At 46.3% G+C, this 19,155-nt stretch carries 21 protein-coding genes; 12 read left to right on the top strand and 9 right to left on the bottom strand.

Annotated elements, in window-relative coordinates:
• The first annotated feature begins 43 nt into the window (after positions 1-43).
• From GK108_RS24345 to GK108_RS24335, 3 genes are all read left to right on the top strand, one after another.
• Complete coding sequence (locus tag GK108_RS24345) at positions 44-976, top strand: RraA family protein (protein WP_163954100.1); 933 nt, start codon at positions 44-46, stop codon at positions 974-976.
• Positions 977-1,098: 122 nt separating this feature from the next.
• Entirely contained in the window at positions 1,099-1,557 is a 459-nt protein-coding gene (locus GK108_RS24340; RefSeq protein WP_163954099.1) for a regulatory protein RecX, read from the top strand.
• A gap of 45 nt (positions 1,558-1,602) precedes the next feature.
• Positions 1,603-2,664: a glycosyltransferase family 4 protein gene (locus GK108_RS24335; RefSeq protein WP_163954096.1), complete on the top strand. Its 1,062-nt coding sequence runs from the start codon at positions 1,603-1,605 to the stop codon at positions 2,662-2,664.
• Here the strand turns inward: GK108_RS24335 and GK108_RS24330 are convergent.
• The 3 genes from GK108_RS24330 to GK108_RS24320 all read right to left on the bottom strand — a co-directional run bounded on the left by GK108_RS24330 (position 2,661) and on the right by GK108_RS24320 (position 5,428).
• Complete coding sequence (locus GK108_RS24330; RefSeq protein ID WP_163954094.1) at positions 2,661-3,347, bottom strand: FkbM family methyltransferase; 687 nt, start codon at positions 3,345-3,347, stop codon at positions 2,661-2,663. The genes GK108_RS24335 and GK108_RS24330 overlap by 4 nt on opposite strands.
• A gap of 264 nt (positions 3,348-3,611) precedes the next feature.
• A complete protein-coding gene (locus GK108_RS24325; protein ID WP_163954091.1) occupies positions 3,612-4,661 on the bottom strand; it encodes a ribonucleotide-diphosphate reductase subunit beta in 1,050 nt (349 codons plus the stop codon).
• 359 nt (positions 4,662-5,020) lie between these two features.
• Complete coding sequence (locus tag GK108_RS24320; RefSeq protein WP_163954090.1) at positions 5,021-5,428, bottom strand: Hsp20/alpha crystallin family protein; 408 nt, start codon at positions 5,426-5,428, stop codon at positions 5,021-5,023.
• 400 nt (positions 5,429-5,828) lie between these two features.
• Here GK108_RS24320 and hemC point away from each other — a divergent pair, with 400 nt between their 5' ends.
• Genes hemC through GK108_RS24300 form a run of 4 tightly spaced genes read left to right on the top strand, consistent with a single transcriptional unit; the run spans position 5,829 to position 10,202 of the window.
• Positions 5,829-6,755, top strand: a complete 927-nt coding sequence (gene hemC, locus GK108_RS24315) for a hydroxymethylbilane synthase (protein ID WP_163954088.1) — start codon at positions 5,829-5,831, stop codon at positions 6,753-6,755.
• Positions 6,752-7,192, top strand: coding sequence for a GNAT family N-acetyltransferase (locus tag GK108_RS24310; protein ID WP_163954086.1), 441 nt, complete (start codon positions 6,752-6,754; stop codon positions 7,190-7,192). Before hemC ends, GK108_RS24310 begins: the two co-directional genes overlap by 4 nt.
• Positions 7,193-7,249: 57 nt before the next feature.
• Positions 7,250-8,476 carry an ABC transporter permease gene (locus GK108_RS24305; protein WP_163954084.1) on the top strand — a complete coding sequence of 409 codons (1,227 nt, stop codon included), beginning with the start codon at positions 7,250-7,252 and terminating at the stop codon, positions 8,474-8,476.
• A gap of 58 nt (positions 8,477-8,534) precedes the next feature.
• Entirely contained in the window at positions 8,535-10,202 is a 1,668-nt protein-coding gene (locus GK108_RS24300; RefSeq protein ID WP_163954082.1) for a M1 family metallopeptidase, read from the top strand.
• Positions 10,203-10,284: 82 nt separating this feature from the next.
• Here the strand turns inward: GK108_RS24300 and GK108_RS24295 are convergent, their stop codons facing one another.
• Positions 10,285-10,683 (bottom strand): hypothetical protein, encoded by a 399-nt coding sequence (locus GK108_RS24295; RefSeq protein WP_163954080.1) that lies wholly within the window; start codon positions 10,681-10,683, stop codon positions 10,285-10,287.
• A gap of 321 nt (positions 10,684-11,004) precedes the next feature.
• Here GK108_RS24295 and GK108_RS24290 point away from each other — a divergent pair, with 321 nt between their 5' ends.
• Positions 11,005-12,396, top strand: coding sequence for a cystathionine beta-synthase (locus tag GK108_RS24290; RefSeq protein ID WP_163954077.1), 1,392 nt, complete (start codon positions 11,005-11,007; stop codon positions 12,394-12,396).
• A gap of 86 nt (positions 12,397-12,482) precedes the next feature.
• Positions 12,483-13,088: a PDDEXK family nuclease gene (locus GK108_RS24285; RefSeq protein WP_163954075.1), complete on the top strand. Its 606-nt coding sequence runs from the start codon at positions 12,483-12,485 to the stop codon at positions 13,086-13,088.
• A gap of 27 nt (positions 13,089-13,115) precedes the next feature.
• On the opposite strand, the gene rsgA is transcribed toward GK108_RS24285, so the two are convergent.
• Both rsgA and GK108_RS24275 read right to left on the bottom strand, forming a co-directional pair.
• Positions 13,116-14,042 (bottom strand): ribosome small subunit-dependent GTPase A, encoded by a 927-nt coding sequence (rsgA, locus tag GK108_RS24280; RefSeq protein ID WP_163954073.1) that lies wholly within the window; start codon positions 14,040-14,042, stop codon positions 13,116-13,118.
• A 37-nt stretch (positions 14,043-14,079) separates the two neighbouring features.
• Positions 14,080-15,333: a 3-deoxy-D-manno-octulosonic acid transferase gene (locus GK108_RS24275; protein WP_163954072.1), complete on the bottom strand. Its 1,254-nt coding sequence runs from the start codon at positions 15,331-15,333 to the stop codon at positions 14,080-14,082.
• A gap of 61 nt (positions 15,334-15,394) precedes the next feature.
• Here GK108_RS24275 and GK108_RS24270 point away from each other — a divergent pair, with 61 nt between their 5' ends.
• Both GK108_RS24270 and ytxJ read left to right on the top strand, forming a co-directional pair.
• On the top strand, positions 15,395-15,703 hold the full coding sequence (locus tag GK108_RS24270; RefSeq protein WP_163954070.1) for a phosphoribosylpyrophosphate synthetase: 309 nt from the start codon (positions 15,395-15,397) through the stop codon (positions 15,701-15,703).
• 54 nt (positions 15,704-15,757) lie between these two features.
• Positions 15,758-16,087, top strand: a complete 330-nt coding sequence (gene ytxJ, locus GK108_RS24265) for a bacillithiol system redox-active protein YtxJ (protein WP_163954144.1) — start codon at positions 15,758-15,760, stop codon at positions 16,085-16,087.
• Positions 16,088-16,119: 32 nt separating this feature from the next.
• On the opposite strand, the gene folB is transcribed toward ytxJ, so the two are convergent.
• From folB to GK108_RS24250, 3 genes are all read right to left on the bottom strand, one after another.
• The gene (gene folB / locus GK108_RS24260; RefSeq protein WP_163954068.1) at positions 16,120-16,470 is read right to left on the bottom strand and encodes a dihydroneopterin aldolase; all 351 of its coding nucleotides are present in this window, start codon (positions 16,468-16,470) and stop codon (positions 16,120-16,122) included.
• 52 nt (positions 16,471-16,522) lie between these two features.
• Entirely contained in the window at positions 16,523-17,434 is a 912-nt protein-coding gene (locus GK108_RS24255) for a DivIVA domain-containing protein (protein WP_163954066.1), read from the bottom strand.
• A 119-nt stretch (positions 17,435-17,553) separates the two neighbouring features.
• On the bottom strand, positions 17,554-18,453 hold the full coding sequence (locus tag GK108_RS24250) for a WD40 repeat domain-containing protein (protein ID WP_163954064.1): 900 nt from the start codon (positions 18,451-18,453) through the stop codon (positions 17,554-17,556).
• 75 nt (positions 18,454-18,528) lie between these two features.
• Here GK108_RS24250 and GK108_RS24245 point away from each other — a divergent pair, with 75 nt between their 5' ends.
• Positions 18,529-19,155 (top strand): 4'-phosphopantetheinyl transferase family protein, encoded by a 627-nt coding sequence (locus GK108_RS24245; RefSeq protein ID WP_163954062.1) that lies wholly within the window; start codon positions 18,529-18,531, stop codon positions 19,153-19,155.

Here is a 19,155-nt window from a genome sequence, read left to right as displayed (position 1 = left end):
CCATAAATCCTGAGTTTTGTATTGTTGTATCTTAAGCCTGACAATGAAATCCAGTATTACTCTTTTACTTTCTTTTGCTGCCTTTCTCCTGGTAAACGGCTACTCAGTTGCCCAAACCATGTCTAAAGACGAATTAACATTCTTAACCTCAGAATGGAAAGGAGAGCGTTTTCCAGATGGTCGCCCTAAAGTACCAGATGCCTTACTGGAAAGAGCTAAAGCTATTGGGCTCGACGACGCCTGGACAGTCCTGAAAAACGAAGGCTATCTGAATCAGTTTGAAGGTGGCTGGAAATTAATTAAAGACGACGTACCCGTAATTGGCCGCGCGGTTACGGCGATGTTCATGCCGAGTCGCCCGGATATTGAAAAAAACATTAAGGACCGGGGCATCACGAAACAAGGTCGAAAAGGGAATACCAATACGTGGCCCATTGAAACCCTCACCAAAGGCGATGTATACGTAGCCGATGGCTTTGGTAAGATTGGTGGCGGAACGCTCGTTGGCGCTACGTTAGGGAATGCCATCTTCAGCAAAACCGGCAACGGCGTTATTTTTAACGGAGCGGCACGCGATCTACAGGAATTGCAGAACATCAAAGGCTTCAACGCGTTCGTTCGCGACTTTCACCCTTCGTTTCTGGAAGAAATGGTGCTGATGGGCCTAAACACGCCCATACGTATCGGTGGCACGATGGTGTTGCCGGGCGATCTGGTTATTGCTCAGCGGGAGGGCGTCCTTTTTGTTCCGGCTCACATGGCCGAACAGGTTATTACGACCTGCGAATTCGTGACTCGCAAGGATCAGTTCGGGTTTGAGATGGTAAAGTCGGGGCGTTATACAACTGGCCAGATCGACAGCCAGTGGACTGACGAAATCAAAACAAATTTTCTAAAATGGCTGGGCCAACACCCTGAGCTCGGCACCATGACACGGGCCGAACTCGACAAAGTTATGAGTAAACGAACGTGGTAGAAATGGATGTATGATATAGGGCGTATGATGTAGAATGTATGACATATAAAAGTCTATTCCATACATCATACATCCTATCTTCCCCATCTGAACCTCGGCAGTTTGCTACGTGTTTTTTCTTTATGACTGATTATCTGAAAGACGCACTTCGCAAAGCAGCCATGTTTTGCGCTTATCAGGAACGAACCCAACAGGAAGTCCGCGACAAGTTAAAAGACTGGGGTGTTCTGGGCGATGATGCCGAAGAAGTGATTGCCGAACTAATCCAGCAGAACTACCTGAATGAAGAGCGTTTTGCCAAATCGTTTGCGGGTGGCAAATTTCGGGTTAAAGGCTGGGGCAAGCGTAAAATCAAGCAACATCTGCAGCAACGAGGAATCACCGGCTACAATCTGGATCAGGCTATGAACGAAATTGCTCCCGACGATTACCGGGAAACGCTCACTGAGTTGCTGGAGAAAAAACGCAGAAGCATTCGAGACGATAATCCACTCATTGTCAAGCAGAAATTAGTTCGCTATGCACTAAGCAAGGGATACGAATCTGATCTGGTCTGGCAGGTGTTGGGCAGCAACGAGTAAGCCTATTCACCAACTTATTCTTACTTCATTTCAACGATTACCATTATGCCGAGTCTTTTTCTGGAAACAGAACGCATGACGAATATTAATAGTGGACTCGGTCAGGTTTGTCTTCACCTAGGCCAGGAGCTGGTTCGTCAACGACCATCAGACTGGGAATTAACGTTTCTTGTACCGCCGGAGCAGGTGGGTGTTTTTGGTAATTCTGTTCAGTATAAAGTCGCAAAGAAATGGCATCGCTATTGGAACACCTGGAAATTTGATGTCTGGCATTGCCTTCATCAGGGCTCCAAGTTTTTGCCTGTCCGCCCCAGCAAGCTGATATACACCATATTAGACCTTAATTATTTATCGCTTCCTGAGTATTCAGAAAAGCGGAAACGTCAGCAAAAAAAGCACTACCAGCGCTGTATTGATAAAGCGTACGCTATTACAACCATTTCGCACTACGTAGCAACCGATGTTCGTAAACAATTAGTCGTTCCAAAAACCAAACTCCTTAAAGCCATTCATCTGGGCGTAACCATTCCAACCAATATTCCTACTATTTCTGCGCCTATTGAGCTGGATGGACCATTTTTGTTTTTTATTGGTATGCTCCAGCCTTACAAAAACGTCCATACCTTACTACCGCTGTTAGCCGCCAATCCGGCGTATCGTTTAGTACTGGCTGGCCCCGACAAACCCGCTTATAGCCAACAAATTCGGCAACAGGCTCAGCAAATGGGCGTATTAGACAGACTGATCATTCCTGGCCCCATCGATGACCCCACAAAATGGTGGCTCTATGCGCACTGCGATGCATTTCTCTTCCCGTCGTTACTGGAAGGCTTTGGACTACCCGTTGTAGAAGCAATGGCCTTTGGAAAACCCGTATTTACCTCTCCGCTCACAAGCTTGCCAGAAGTAGGCGGATCTGAAGCTTTCTATTTCCCATCGTTTGATGCGCAGACAATGGTAGACACATTTCAGCACGGTATGACCACGTATCGTAACGACCCATCAATGCCCGAACGTCTTAAACAACAAAGCGCAAAATTTAGATGGGATTTAGTGGCCGCCGATTATTGGACATTATATAAACAGGTTTTAGGTACATCATCCTAACGAATGGCTTCCAGGGCGTAGCAGGATGAATTTATTCGTGAATAGGATGTGGTATAACCCATCTCCTGAAGATATTGATCAAAAACCGTTACGTTATTTCTGTCGGAATCAACATCGTGTACTTCAATGGTCATTTGCCTGATACGTCGAATCAGTTCGGGGTCAGTGTGATAAATAATATCATATTCCGCTCCTTCGCAGTCCATCTTCAGCAAATCAACGATCTGTAAAGAGTTTCCCAACATAATTTCGGTGAGTGTAATGCAGGGTACTGTTAGTTCACAGGTATTATTTTGGTGAAATTCAGCAAATACCGATGCCACCACTTGGCTATTTTCTTCAGGTTCGGCAAATAAACTAAGCTGCGCAAATGCCCGTCCGGTAACAGCCATCGCAAAGAGACGGATACAACGCTGAAGCCTGCTGTTGTTCGCTATCGTTTCCTGTAGGCTTTTCACATTGGCAGGCATTGGCTCGTAGGCATAAATAGTTGCCTGACCAATTTTCGATAGCAGTTGTATGTCGAAAAAACCCGCATTAGCCCCAATATCAATTATGGTAGGGTTGTTGGGTAATTGACTCGCCAATCGATCAATTTCATACACATCGGTCATGAAAATTTCCTTGAAGACCAGATATAAGCTGTTAGGTACTCGAAACCGGATTGGAAAGGGCTTCGTCACAAAGAAGCAGCCATGTTTATGCCGCTCATTCTTATAGATTAAGTAGTCAAAAGGATTGGCAATGTGTTTCCAAAGCCTCATGTATCGGCTAATTCCCGTAACAGCCATGTATTTTCTTTTTAGAAGAAGGTAGAAAGAGTAGAAAGCAAAAACCCTGCTTAAACAAATTGTTTAAGCAGGGTTTTTGCTTTCTACTAATGTATTAAAAAATATCAGTATTGGTAAATTATACTCAACAATTCTGACTAAGTAGCCTCACTATGTTTAGAAATCGGCGTCGAACGTAATACCTTTAGCTTCTTCTACTGCGACAACAGGCGCCGGATTCTCTGCACCTTCTGGTTGGTTAGCGGCTGCTTTAGACGCTCTGAACTTGGCCATAACTTCGCCCCGCTGGTATTCACCAACGCGCTTTTCGAAGAAGTTGGTTTTGCCCTGCAACGAAATCATATCCATGAAATCAAACGGATTTGCTACGTTATATAGTTTACGTAACCCTAACGTCACGAGCAGGTGGTCGGCTACAAACGCGATGTATTGTTTCATCAGATCGGCGTTCATCCCGATCAGCGATACGGGCAAAGCGTCAGATACAAACTCCTGCTCAATTTCAACCGCGTTACGGATAATATCGTAGATCTGCGTTTCTGGCAGTTTGTTCTTAATGTGATCAGTATAGAGCAAACAGGCAAAATCGCGGTGCAGACCTTCATCGCGCGAGATTAACTCGTTGGAGAATGTCAGACCCGGCATCAGACCCCGCTTTTTCAACCAGAAAATAGAACAGAACGAACCCGAGAAGAAGATACCTTCTACGGCCGCAAAAGCGATCAATCGCTCAGCAAACGAACCGTTTTCTATCCAGCGGAGCGCCCATTCTGCTTTTTTCTGAACACAGGGAATTGTATCGATGGCATTGAGCAGTCGATCTTTTTCGGCCGCATCTTTGATATACGTATCAATCAGTAATGAATAGGTTTCAGAATGGATATTTTCCATCATCACCTGAAAGCCATAGAAACATTTTGCTTCGGCATACTGCACTTCCGACAGGAAATTGACAGCCAGATTTTCATTAACAATTCCATCGGATGCCGCAAAAAAGGCCAGAACGTGCGAAATGAAATGGCGTTCATTATCGTTCAGACCATTCCAGTCTTTCATATCCTGACCAAGGTCAATTTCTTCGGCAGTCCAGAACGAAGCTTCGTGGGTTTTGTAATACTCCCAAATGTCCCAGTGCTTGATCGGAAACAGCACGAATCGGCCTTTGTCTTCCTCTAAAATTGGTTCGGTTGCATCGTTTTGTGCCATAACCAGAGTTGCTTTTTATGTATTTTTACCAGTCCTTCAAAACTGGCGAATGAAGAAATCAGTGAAATAGATGACTCCAACAAAGTTAGGTTTTTGAGCCACTTCTGCAAGCTAAATTAGGCAACGAGCCACTAACCAAAAGGATAAATCAAACGCAATCAATACGTTGGCAAAACGCTAAAAAGTAAGTTCTTGAAATAGTTCTAATTACGTATCGAGACTTGATTTTCAGCTTGTTGCAGAACTCTACGTAGTACACCCCTGATTCAAGGACATAAAAAAAGGTCGCTTCCGTAGAAACGACCCGTACTCGATCTATAGGCTACAGGACCCTTTATGATCCCGGACGAAAGAAGGTATTAGAATAAATCTTTTATGTCGATCCGGCGGTGCATTTGTTCTTCATCTTTGAAAGGTAGCATCACCCTAACCTGACCGTGTTCATGAACGGCTTCGATGTGGTCGGCATCAATAAAAGATGGGATGTCAAGAACCCTCAAAAACATAGGCACGGCCATCCGTTGACTATTTTCATCATCATCTCTCCGGGTTGGTGTATTCACCAGGAGCGTATATAGAACCAGTTTGCTACCTTCAATCAATACGTTGAAAGCATTGGCACTAACACCTGGTGCGGATAATTTAATAACAAGTCGTTCGTCCTCGCGATCAACTTTCATTGTCGTCTGGCTCGAACCACCATACAGGGTATTGAGCAAATCGACCTGACCACCCGTTCCCTGAAATACATTTTCTATCGCTTTCATAGGAGTTGCTGTTTACTGTCCAAGTACTGTTGTATAGACAAACCTCGTGCCTAATGGTTTAATCCTACTTTTGTCCGCCAAGCTGTCAGTCAATTCGTGCGTTTCCAGCGCATACAGTGTCTTTTTGGCTGATATTGAAGAATGTCGTATTCGTTTATGCCAAATCGGCCAGTTCCGCCGAGTGGGGAATAATAGCGGTACCGGTTGTGGTTTTGTGTGGTTTCTCTTCCACAGAACAGTAAATTGCATTTAACGCCTTAAAGCTCTGTTTTGGTGGCTCCTAAGCCGTACCTTTGTAGAAATATAGTTTGTCGTTCCTGGTTTATAGTTTTGGTTAGCCAATACAACAGCAGTCAACGCTAGACACGAATTATACGGCAGAAACGACGAAAAGCTTCTCATGCATATTCGAATTGGAACGCGCAGCAGCCGCCTGGCGGTGTGGCAAGCTGAACATATAAAAACACTATTGGAGGCAGGCGGTTTAACGGCCGAGCTAGTACTCATTGAAACGAAAGGCGATCTGATACTGGATCGTTCGTTATCGAAAATTGGTAGCAAAGGTGTTTTCACTCAGGAACTCGAAGATCAACTTCGGACTGGCAGCATCGATATAGCGGTCCACAGCGCTAAGGATTTACCATCGAGCTTACCAAATGGCTTATCGATTATCGCGTTTACGGAGCGAGAAATTACAAACGACGTATTAGTTAGCCGCAACAAAAGTTTATCGCTTACCAATGGTCGTGAATTTACGATCGGTACGTCATCGACCCGGCGGGTAGCCATGCTTAAACACTTCTGCCCACACGTAACAACGGTCGACATGCGTGGCAACCTACAAACCCGTCTTCGCAAACTCGATGAGGGGCAATGTGATGCCTTGCTCCTAGCCTTCGCAGGCGTTCATCGTATGGGCTACGACGACCTGATTGTTGAGCATTTGCCCGTATCTGATTTCACGCCAGCCGTCGGGCAGGGCAGCATTGCTATCGAAGCGGCCGATTCGCTGGCAATCGACAAAATCAATGCCATTCGGCAATTAACCAATCATTCTTTAACCGAATCCTGTCTGCTGGCCGAGCGCGCTTTTCTGGCCAGACTGGAAGGGGGCTGCAGCATTCCTTCTTTTGCGCTGGCCCAATGGACCGACGAAAAAACAATTGAGCTGACAGGCGGATTGGTTAGTCTGGACGGTAGCCAGCTTCTGCGGGAGAACTTTACGGGTGCGCCCGAAGAAGCCTCATCACTGGGGCACCAGTTGGCGGAACGTATTTTAGCGCAGGGAGGAGACGTATTACTGGCTGATATTCGCGCAAAACTATGACCGTAACAATTGCCCAATCTGACGAGGCTATTCGTCGTTGCATTCCCGCCATGCTGGCATTACGTACTCATTTGACGCCTGAACAGGCGTTTGAGCAGATCCGCTTCCAGCAGGAAAACGACCGGTTTGAACTAGCTTTTATTGAAGAAGGTGACAACACCAGGCCATCGCCCGCGGTTGTTGGCTACCGGACCATGAATCTGCTATACAGTGGCAAAACGCTCTATATCGATGATTTATCGACGCTGGCGGAAGCGCGGGGCAAAGGGTATGCCAACGCTTTACTCGATTTTGTTATCGACAAAGCCCGTCATGAAGGCTACCAGTGCGTATCGCTCGATTCGGGTCAGAACCCAGCTCGTTACGATGCCCACCGACTGTATCTGAACAAACGATTCAACATCGCCAGCCACCATTTTAAGCTGGATTTATACTAGTTTTCATTCGTAGAGTACGCTTGCCTTTTTCTGATCAAATAGCATTCATCAGCCACCATGAATTTATTCCGAATTAGTTGGAGCAACCTGAAAGACAAACCCCTGAGCAGTTTCCTGAGCGGCCTATTGATGACCTTTGGCATCACCATTATCTCGCTGCTTTTGCTGCTCAACAAACAGTTAGACGACCAGTTTCGGAAGAATATTAAAGGCATCGACATGGTGCTGGGCGCGAAAGGTAGCCCGCTCCAGCTCATTCTGTCGAGTATTTATCAGATCGATTCACCAACGGGTAACATTCCGCTCGAAGAGGCCGAGAAGCTGACTCGTAACCCTATGATCAAGAACGCCATTCCGCTGTCGATGGGCGACAATTATCGCTCATTCCGGATTGTTGGTACGAATAAAAAATACCTCGATCATTTTGGCGCAACAGTTGGTCAGGGACGACTATTTCAGGGAGATCTGGAAACGGTTATTGGTCCCCGTGTTGCCGAAGTTGCCGGTCTGAAAATTGGCGATACCTTTTCAGGCTCTCACGGCTTAGATGCCGAAGGCGAAGTACACGCTGATACGAAATATAAAGTAGTCGGTATTCTGAATCCCAGCAATACGGTTGCCGATCAGCTTATTCTCACGCCCCTATCCAGTGTATGGGCCATCCATGAACACCATGAGGAGCACGGCGAAGAACACCATGAAGAAGGAGAAGTCCACGAAGGCGAAGACCATGAGGAAGCCCCCCGCGAAATCACCAGTATGCTGATTCAGTTTCGGAATCCGCTGGGTATGATGATCGCTCGGGGCATCAATACCAACTCCAAACTTCAGGCTGCGTTACCCAACATTGAAATCAACCGGCTGTTTTCGCTGCTGGGCGTTGGCGTTGAAACACTACGTGGTCTGGCGGTTGTGATTATGCTCATTTCGGGTATCAGCGTATTTGTGTCGCTCTACAATTCGTTAAAAGAACGTAAATACGAAATGGCCTTAATGTTGTCGATGGGTGCCACGCGAGTCCAATTATTCAGTATGCTGCTGCTAGAGGGTCTAGTATTGGCACTGATTGGTTTTGGATTAGGTATTCTGCTCAGTCGGGTTGGCCTGTGGTTGTTCTCCAATAGTGTCTCCTCCGAATACCATTATAACCTGGCCGCGTTCAGTATTTTACCCGAAGAGTGGATATTGCTGGGCATAGCTGTACTCATTGGACTCCTGGCAGCAGCCCTACCGGCATTAGGCGTTTACCGCATGAATATTTCCCGGACGCTGGCCGAGGAATAAGCTTATCTATACCCGGTGGACTAGATCGCTCAACGCTACGTTCTACATAAATACCAATATGATTCAAGTGCGTTTCATTTTCTGTTTTCTTTTCCTGCTACTGACCCAAGGTGCGTTTGCTCAACTGCCCAGTTATGCAGCTCGCTATATGCAACCTGGCGTCGACGTACAGAACTACGCTTTTTCCATTACGTTAAGTGACTCAACCAACGAGATAAAAGGAGAAACCATTATTCGGTTCACCCGCGCCGACGACCGCCAAAGCGTCTGGTTCGACCTGATAGGTGGTAAGAGCGATTCAACGCAAACGGGTATGAAAGTTCGGGAAGTACGTCTGGCCGATGGCAAAGCCGCTCCGTTCAGCCAACGTAACGACCGTGTTTTTATTAATCTGCCAGCCGCTCAGCCCGGACAGGCAACGGAGGTAACGATTCGGTATGATGGTACGCCGGCCAGAGGCCTTATTATCAGTCGAAACAAATTTGGCGAGCGTACCTTTTTTGGGGATAACTGGCCCAACAATGCCCGTAACTACTTGCCCGTTATCGATCATCCTTCCGACAAAGCCACTTGTTCATTCGCTGTCAATGCCCCTTCTACGTATCGCGTCATAGCAAACGGGAAGTTTATGGGTGAAACTAACGTGCCAAATGGCCGTAAACTGACGCGCTGGCAGGAAAATACACCTATTCCAACGAAGGTGATGGTTATTGGAGCTGCCCGGTTTGCAGTCGATGAGGTGGGTTCCGTGAGTGGCATTCCCGTCCAAAGCTGGCTTTATCCGAAAGACAGCCAGAAAGGCTTTATCGATTACCGGCCTGCCAAAGAAATCTTGCAGTATTTTATTGATAAAGTAGGGCCGTATTCCTACGAGAAACTGGCAAACGTAGAGTCGACTACCATTTTCGGTGGAATGGAAAATGCCAGCTGTGTTTTTTACAACGAAAAGATTATTGTCGGTCATAAAGATTCGGATGTAGAAGCCTTGTTGGCGCACGAAATTGCGCACCAGTGGTTCGGCAACTCAGCAACCGAAGCCGACTGGTCGCAACTCTGGCTCAGTGAAGGTTTTGCTACGTACTTCTCAGCACTTTATCTCGAACATGCTTACGGCAAAGACACGTTAAATGCGGTCTTGAACCAGAACAAAGGGCAGATTTTCCGCTACACAGCGCTCAAACCAAAAGGAACGATCATCGATTCCACAGCATCGAATCTGATGGATTTGCTGAATCCGAACTCCTATCAGAAAGCGGGCTGGGTTCTGCATATGCTACGTCATGAACTAGGCGACGACGTATTCTGGAAAGGTATCCGGGCTTACTACGCTAAATTTCGGAATGCCAATGCCCAAACCAACGATTTGCAAGCCATCATGGAGAACGTATCGGGCAAGAAATTGGGAACGTTTTTTAACCAATGGCTCCACCAACCCGGCTACCCTGAAATCGTCTGGGGTTCGAGTTATGATGCCACTAAAAAAGCACTGATCATTGACGTCAGACAGGCACAACGTAGCGGTACCATTTTCACGATACCACTCACTTTCAGCATTCGTGACCGTAGCAACGGACCGACCCGTGGCCGCGAGTTGTCCCGTACGAACCGCCTTATTCTGAACGAACAAAATCAAACGTTCACTATTCCGCTAGCAACCAAACCCGCCCAGGTCGTCATCGACCCCGATAATACCGTATTGATGCGAGCCGTAGAAATGGGTAAATGAGTAGTCTATTCTACAGACAGCTTAGAAGTCGAACAGCCACGGTAACGTACCGTGGCTGTTCCAGTTCTAAGCTGTCTGCGAATTAATTCAGTGTTATCGTACGTGTTGTCTCTTGGGCAGACTGAGTTTTCAACGTAACGGGATATAACGCTACGTCATTCCCGCTGATTACTTCAACACTGTAGTTTCCGTCCTGCAGCGCCGACAGGTCAAACTGAAACCGGAACGTGCCCTGCTTTTTATCGACTAGCTGCTGCCCCAGACGGTGGCCATTACTGTCTTTCATTGATACAACCATCATTTGCCCAGGCTGACGTTCTACGATTACGTTCAGTTTGTTAGGCGTAATGGCGGGATAAACGACGACTTTATAAGAGTTTGTCGTAACGGTTGGATTGGTCGATGCTGGAATAACATCGGAGGCCAGCGTAGCTGTACTAAAGAGCAGAGCGGCTACTAATGATTGAACAATTGTTTTCATGTTTTCTTCGTATTTGTTGTTTTTGGCTAAAAGCTTGGGTCAAAAGTAGACCACGCTTCAACCAGACAGAAAACGTAATTGCATGAACTGTTCAAAATGCATACTGAATAGGGAAAAGCCGCTTACCAAATGCGCACGCCACTCCAGGACACCCTATAAAAGACTGACTTACAATAACATACAAACAAAAAGACAAATCACTCATATAATATTTGGCTAAATAGGCCTGCAATCAGGTGAATTAGGCAGGTAAAAGGCAAACGAAGTCCTTACTCGTTGGTTTACTAAATAGACAACAACCACATATAGCCTAACACGCACATGAACTACCATAACTCCATCATCGACACGATTGGCAATACGCCATTGGTCAAGCTCAATAAAGTGACTAAAGGCATTCGAGGAACCGTATTAGCTAAAGTCGAGTACTTCAATCCTGGCAATTCAGTTAAGGATCGGATTGCGATCCGTATGATTGAAGACGCCGAAGCGCGCGGTATTCTGAAACCCGGCGGAACCATCATTGAAGGAACCAGCGGCAACACGGGTATGGGTCTAGCTCTGGCCGCTATTGGCAAGGGATATAAGTGCATTTTCACGATGGCCGACAAGCAATCGAAAGAAAAGATTGATATTCTCCGGGCAGTCGGTGCGGAGGTGGTTGTATGCCCTACCAACGTAGCGCCCGATGATCCACGCTCCTATTATTCCGTAGCAAAGAAACTCAACCGCGATATTCCCAATTCACTCTATCCAAACCAGTACGATAACCTGGCCAATACGGCCGCCCACTACGAAACGACAGGTCCCGAAATCTGGCGCGATACCGATGGAAATATTACCCACTTCGCGGCTGGGGTCGGAACGGGTGGGACGATTTGTGGTACGTCGAAATTTTTGAAAGAGCAGAACCCCGCTATTGTTTCCATCGGTCTGGATACCTATGGATCTGTTTTCAAAAAGTATAAAGAAACGGGACAGTTCGACGAAGGTGAAATTTATCCGTATCTGACCGAAGGCATCGGTGAAGACATCCTCCCTCAGAACGTCGATTTCAGCCTGATCGATTATTTTGTGAAAGTAACGGATAAGGATGCCGCCATCATGGCGCGTCGGCTAGCGCGCGAAGAAGGGCTGTTTGTTGGCTGGTCTTGCGGTACAGCGGTTCATGGCGCATTGGAATGGGCCAAAGATCATCTCAATGACGACGACGTACTGGTTATCCTGCTTCCCGATCATGGTACTCGTTACCTGGCTAAGATATATAGCGATACGTGGATGAAAGATCACGGTTTTCTGGAAGATCGCGCCTTTAAAACGGCACGGGATATTATTCACAACAAAAATGGAAACGCTACGTATCGCCAGTCGCAGTTAACAACTATTGGTTCAGGGGTTTCGGTAGGGCAAGCCATTCAAGTGCTCAATCGCCATAGCATTTCGCAGATTCCGGTCGTAGATGACAACAGCCACATTATTGGTAGTCTTACCGACTCTACCATTCTGACCAGGCTAATTGAAGATCCATCGATAAAAGATAAACCAGTAAGCGATGTTATGGACAAACCGTTCAAGTTCGTTGGCCTCGACAACACCATCGACTCGCTATCGTCGTTAATCGACCGGGACAATAAAGCCTTACTCGTTCGCGACGAAAAAGAGCAGATTCATATCATTACCCAGGCCGATTTACTGGCCGCTATGACTAGTTGATCTGTCCGCCCCGTAGAGACGCCCCCCTGCGTCTCTACAATCAATTCTCTGGAAATTTTTGTATCATTGTAGTAAACCGCAAGGCTATGGCAACAGAAGCAGCAACTCCGGCGCTTGAAGCCGTTCAGCAAATACCTTCCTATCTGATTTACGAAACGCTCAACGGCCGTCCGCTGTACCGGAAAGGCTACAAGGATGTATTGGCGAAACGGAAAACTCCCGGCGAAGTTATGGGTTGCAGCGACCTACAGGCGATCATTGTATCTGCACTACATGCATATTTATATAGCCATGCTAATCGCAAGGCTTATTGGGTTGTTACGAACGAACCCGGATTGCATATTCAGTTAGGTGACAATCTCTCTAACGATATTGCTCTGTACGAGAAAGAAAAGGTTACGCTCAAAGGCAAGTTTTTCGACGTAGCGCCTAAAATTGTTGTAGAAGTAGACAGTAAGATAGACCTGGATGCTTTTCCAGCTATGCAGCAGGACTACGTGCATCAGAAAACGCAGACTATGCTCGATTTTGGCACGGAGCGCGTCATCTGGATTACGACACAATCCCGTAAAGTAGTGGTTGCGACAAAAAACGAAAACTGGATTACTGTCGATTGGGACGTAAGGATTCCTGTACTGGATAACGTAACACTAAACGTAGCTGGTCTCCTGACCGAAGAAGGCATTCTGTAGAGACGCAATACCTTTCGTCTCTTTTCCTTACCGACGATTATCCTCGCCTTCCATCATGCTCAGATAACTCATATACCGCGACTCTGCAATGTCTCCTTCCGCAACGGCATCTTTTATGGCGCAACCCGGTTCGTTGATATGCAGACAGTTATGAAAACGACACTGATTCAGTCGCTCGCGCATCTCAGGAAAATAATGACCAATTTCTTCCTTCTCAGTATCGATTAACCCAAGTTCTTTAATACCGGGCGTGTCGATAATGAACGTATCGGGTGCTAATTCGAACATTTCAGCGAACGTAGTCGTATGCACGCCTTTGTTCGCAAACGTCGACACTTCATTGGTACGTAGATTCAACTCCGGCGATATGGCATTGACAAGCGACGATTTCCCTACGCCCGAATGCCCCGACAACAATGTAACCTTGTGGTCCAGCAGTTGCCGAAACGCATCGATCCCATCTCCTTCCGTAGCCGATGTTGATAAACACTGGTAGCCTATCGATTCGTACATATCCATAATTTCCTGCTGATAGGCCAGCCCTTCATCGTTCAAAATATCGGTCTTATTGAAAACAATAGTGGTAGGAATCCGAAATGACTCCGCCGATACCAGAAAACGATCAATAAAACCCAGCGATGTTCGGGGTAAGGTCAACGTAGCCAGCAGCACCGCCTGATCGAGGTTGGCGGCCAGAATATGTCCGTGTGCCGTTTTATGAACCGACTGACGGATAATATAATTCTCGCGGGGATCAATATCGGTAATGACAGCCGTATTCTCAGCTTCATCCTCAATCTCGAACGTAACGTGGTCGCCCACGGCAATCGGATTGGTAACCTTCAGCCCTTTAATTTTAAACTTGCCCTTCAGTCTACCCTGAAAAATATGACCATCCTCATTCCGGATGTCATACCATGAGCCTGTAGATCGTATGATTAAACCTTTTTTCAATGCTGAAGGATCAAATTTATCAATACAAACGTATCGTTTATTTGTCTATTAATTGCTTTACAACTTCCATAACCTGCGCCGTTGCACCAACGTTCCGCTGAACGTAACGGCGACTAACACTGGACGACACGGATCGGTCCTGATATTCCTTATCGAACGCTGCATTTAACTCCGACGTATTCCCAATAGGAAAGGCAGCGCCTTCTTTGACCAAATCAACGGCTTCCTGAAATTTCTGGTATTCGGGGCCGAAAAACAAGGGCATTCCGAACGTAGCAGCTTCCAGAATGTTATGTAAGCCTTGTTTAAAAGCTCCCCCGATGTAAGCAAACTCGCCATATTGGTAAAGCGACGAAAGCATGCCAACGTTATCGATGAAAAGTACATCGAACTCCGCCAGGGTGAATAAATCAAATGCACTATCCTGCGTTTGCGAAAAGCGAATAGAGCTTTTTATCAACTCACGGCGCCATTTTTCGATATCGTGATCCTGAATCTCGTGCGGAGCAATTATGACCTTTAACGGTTGGCTGAACTGATTGATAAATGGAATCAGTACGTCCATGTCGTCTGGCCAGGCGCTACCCACCACAAGAACAGGTTTTTGCTCTTTAAAAAGACGAGCAACCGGAATATCTTTTTTAGCTGACGCCACCTGAGCCACTCGATCGAAGCGAGTATCGCCAGCCAACGTAACGGAGTTGACACCGATACTTTTCAGTAAGTCAACCGACTCCTGGTTCTGCACCAGAATGTGACTAAAATAAGTCAGTAGTTTCCTATAAAAGCCGCCATACGGCTTAAAAAACAACTGATCGGGACGAAAGATCGCCGAGAATGAAATAACTGGTATATTCGTTACAGTCAACTCTCGAAGATAATTAAACCAAAACTCATATTTAATGAAAAAGACAAGTACTGGCTTCACCGTAGCTACAAATGTTCTGGCATTATGAGGTGTGTCGGCGGGTAAATACATGACCCAATCCGCGCCATCATAATTCTTGCGAACTTCGTAGCCGGAAGGAGAAAAAAACGTGAGAAGGATTTTATGGTCAGGATAGTTCAGCCGAAAAGCCTCTATAACCGGACGCCCCTGCTCAAACTCTCCCAGCGATGCAGCATGAAACCAGACAATAGGGTTCTTATTATTAGCCAGTTTCTGCGACAGATTATCAGACCAGTTGCGCCGACCATCTATCCACTGTCGGGCCTTTTTGTTAAATGGAGCCGCTGCCCGCACCAAAACCTGGTAAATAGCTATGCCAGCGTTGTAAAATCCCGGAAACAAGCGAATAAATGATTTGTTAATACTACAAAGCTAAACACTTACTCTCAAACCATTCAAAACTATGCAATCGTACGACACACTCACTGAAGCCTTAAACGGACTACGCGACCAAGGATTCACTCGCGATTATAACCTGAAGAACGATCGATTAACCTGCCAGCAGGATGACCTGGAACTACATCCGGGCGATTTCGACATTGTGAATGTATTTCGCTTTGAAGGCGAAACCGACCCCGGCGATGAAGCAGTTCTATACGCTGTGGAATCTAAAGATGGCCAAAAAGGCACCCTTGTTGATGCGTATGGCCCCTACTCGGAAGCTATTACGCCCGAAATGGCCGAGAAACTGGCTATTCGTCAACAGGATTAACGAACTTTTTGTCTAAAAGATTGATTTTACGCCAACAGAATGCGTGTTGATACAATGAACTGGAATAAACTAACTAGCGACGCCCAACTCGACGTCATTAAAGAAGAGTCAGCGAAGCAGCCGGTGCTAATTTTCAAGCACAGCACGACCTGTTCCATCAGCGCTATGGCTCTTAGCCGTATGGAACGCAATTGGAACGACCAACTGGGCGTAAAGCCTTATTACCTCGACCTTCTGGCAAACCGGCCAATTTCCAATAAAATCGAAAATGAATTTGGTATAGAACACGAATCACCCCAGGTACTTTTGATTCGTAATGGAGAATGTGTTTATGACGCATCTCACATGTCCATTTCATTTGCCGGTTTACAGCAAGCGGTGTAAATAAAAAAGGAGAGACGATGTTCTCTCCTTTTTTATTCTTTTAACGTAATCCTGGCCCGGTGGCAAACGCCACCAATTGGCGGATTGAATTTCGATACGCTGACTTCAACGGATAGTAAGTCAACGTACTTCAACCGTATTTCCTGAATAATACAATGAGCAATATGCTCCAGTAAACGAGCGGGTTGCTGCATCACCCGCGCCGTGATCTGATATAAGTCTTCGTAATTAACGGTGGCACTTAAACGATCGCGCCGGGCGGCTTCCGAAAAATCGGCCGTTACAATTATATCAACGGAATATTTATTACCTATTTTCTGCTCCTCATCATAAAACCCATGATAGGAGAAAAACTCCAGTCCTTCTAACGCAATTGTTCCCATAGTACGTAGCAGCGCCTGCTACCTGCCGGCAAGCGGATAGATATAGTGCTACTTAAATCTGATCAAAAAATGATCCGCCTTTTTTCGGTTGCTCTTCCGACTCTGTAGCCACATCTGTTGACTCTGGCGTATTCACTTCGGCCAATACCGACTCCGAGGTCGACTCGTCAATAGCTACGTCTGATTCTGCTGCAGGCGAAGCTACTTCCGGTGAGCTATCAGCCGACTGCGTTTCATGATGAATTGCTTCGTTTAGCTTCTCAATAACAGGCTCATCGACTGGAATAGCTTCTGGTATCGATGTTTCCCGCTCACTTAGTAGAGGCAATTCAGCCGCTGGATTAGCCGAATTGCCGTTCGCGGCATTCGTATGTTCCTCGGCTTCATTAATATCTTCCTGAATTTGGTTAGATACTTCGTCCAGTTTTCCTTTCAGATTCTGCCGGGCAAACTTCTTCTCAAAACGGTCGACGCTATCAACGGCATTACTAGCCAACGTACGAATCTGATTAGCCAGATTTTCTTTGTAGTCTTCAAGGGCCTTAAAGTCGTGCTCCAGCGTTTTCAGATCGTTAATAATATTATCTTTCAGGAAACGAGCCTGATTTTCAGCGTCCTGAACCATTAACGTCGACTTTTTACGAGCCTCGGCCAGCATGTCTTCAGCTTTCTGACGAGCTTCGGCTAAGTACTGCTCAGCCGCTTTGTTAGCCTGATCGGTAATCTGCGTACTGGTGTCTTCCGCTGTTTTCAGGGTACGAAACAACGTCATTTCAACTTCCTTCAGCTTACCCAGTTCCTTCTCGGCCAGTTCTAGCTGCATTTTCAGCATTTTCTGGTCACCGGTTACGCGTTCCCATTCCTGAGAGAGCGATACCAGAAATGCGTCAACATCTTCGGGTTTATAGCCACGTAGCACACGGTCAAATGTATGCTGCCGGATCTCGATGGGAGTAATTTTCATCGGTGCGCTTCGGTTAAGGTAGTTTTATACATACCTAATAAAGGTGAAGTAACATTCATTATACGTATTTACCAATAAATACAAGGAGAAATCCGCTTTTTCGGTCAAAAAACTACGTATCAGGCTACTTTCCAGACAGAAATTGTTCGGTCGTCGCTGGCCGAGATCAACTGGCTTTCGTAATCAGTCCACAATAATTTATTAATAGAAGTACCGTGTCCTGCGTGCCGGGCCCGATCAACTACTTTTAACAACTTGTATGTTTCGGCATCCCAGATTTTAATAGCTTTATCCATACTAGCCGTGGCAAACAACGTACCATCTGGACTAAACACTACGCTGTTTATAGCAAACATATGAGCTACTATGCTCTGATAAGCCTCGTATTGCCTTTCCACCTCCCAAACTTTTAGGTGGGCATCCCGACCAGCCGTCAATAAAAACCGAAAATCGGGCGAATAGGCCACGGTGAAAACCGAGTTCGTATGGCCCGTTACGATCCGTTTCAACTCATAAGTCGTTAGATCAAAAATACGTACTACGTTATCGCTATACCCGACAGCAAACTCCCGCTCCACGGGATTTATAGCAATACTTCGCGCGGATTGCTCAGATGCTTTCAGGTGCTTTTTGACAGCCAGTTGTTCTATATCAACCACAGCAACGATCCCATCGGACAGTGCTACAAAAGCATCGTTCTTATAAAATTTAATATCAAAAATAGCGGCCGATGTTAGCTTTAAGGAGCTGACTTCCTGCTTCTTGTCAGGATCGATCAGATGTAATCCCTCGTAGTTCTGACCTACCCATAATAAACCACTTGACCAATGGAATGCCAAAGCATAAACAGAAGCCGGAACTTTGGCAATCAGATCACCTAGGTCAGGACGGCCCAGATTCCAGCGTACAACTAATCCATCGGCACCAGTTGAAAAAAACTGGTTGCTTTGTGGTCCTTTTTCCAGGGAGTATACACAATCCCGATGCCCACCAAACGTATCTATTTTTTCAACAATCACGTGCTATCAATCAAAAGTCGAGATCAAAGGTCGTCAATCCTTTCTTTTTCTCGAACGACTTCCGAATTTTGACTTGTGACTTTATCGATACCTATAACTAGTGAGTGCGTAGCCGTACTCCACCCAATTACCGAAGATGAATCCACGCTTCGTGCCAACCTCCCTTTAACGATACCTGAGCAGGCCGATTTAGCGGGCATTAGTCATCCAGCCCAACGGGTCGAATGGTTGGCCTGCAGGGCGGCTATTCGGCAACTGGTGGAAGAACAGGGCGTAGTCTATACCGGACTTTATAAAGATGAGTTTGGCAAACCCCATTTACTTAATTCGTCCTGGCATATTTCCCTTTCGCATACAGGCGGTTGGGCGGCTGCGGTTTTGCACAGAACGCGCCCCGTCGGGATTGATATTGAACCGATCAGAGATCAATTCCGACGGGTGGTTCCCCGTGTTTTATCGGAAAGTGAAATTGCTCATGCCGAAGGCAAACCAAGTCGTCTGGCGGTTTACTGGTGCGCCAAAGAAGCGTTATATAAACTTTATGGTAAACGGCAACTTACTTTTCGGGAGCACCTACATGTTGAGCCATTTGCTGACGGCGCAGAAAACTTAACGGGCTACGTCCGTTTGCCCGATCAGGAAGCCAAATTGACAATTCGTTGTTTTCAGGCAGGCCCCGGCTTACTGGCGATTGCCTTTTAG

The sequence above is a fragment of the Spirosoma terrae genome (assembly GCF_010435915.1).
Classification (GTDB): Bacteria; Bacteroidota; Bacteroidia; order Cytophagales; family Spirosomataceae; genus Spirosoma; species Spirosoma terrae.
The sequence above is the reverse complement of the archived record's forward strand: the minus strand, read 5'-3'. Positions and strand labels throughout refer to the sequence as shown.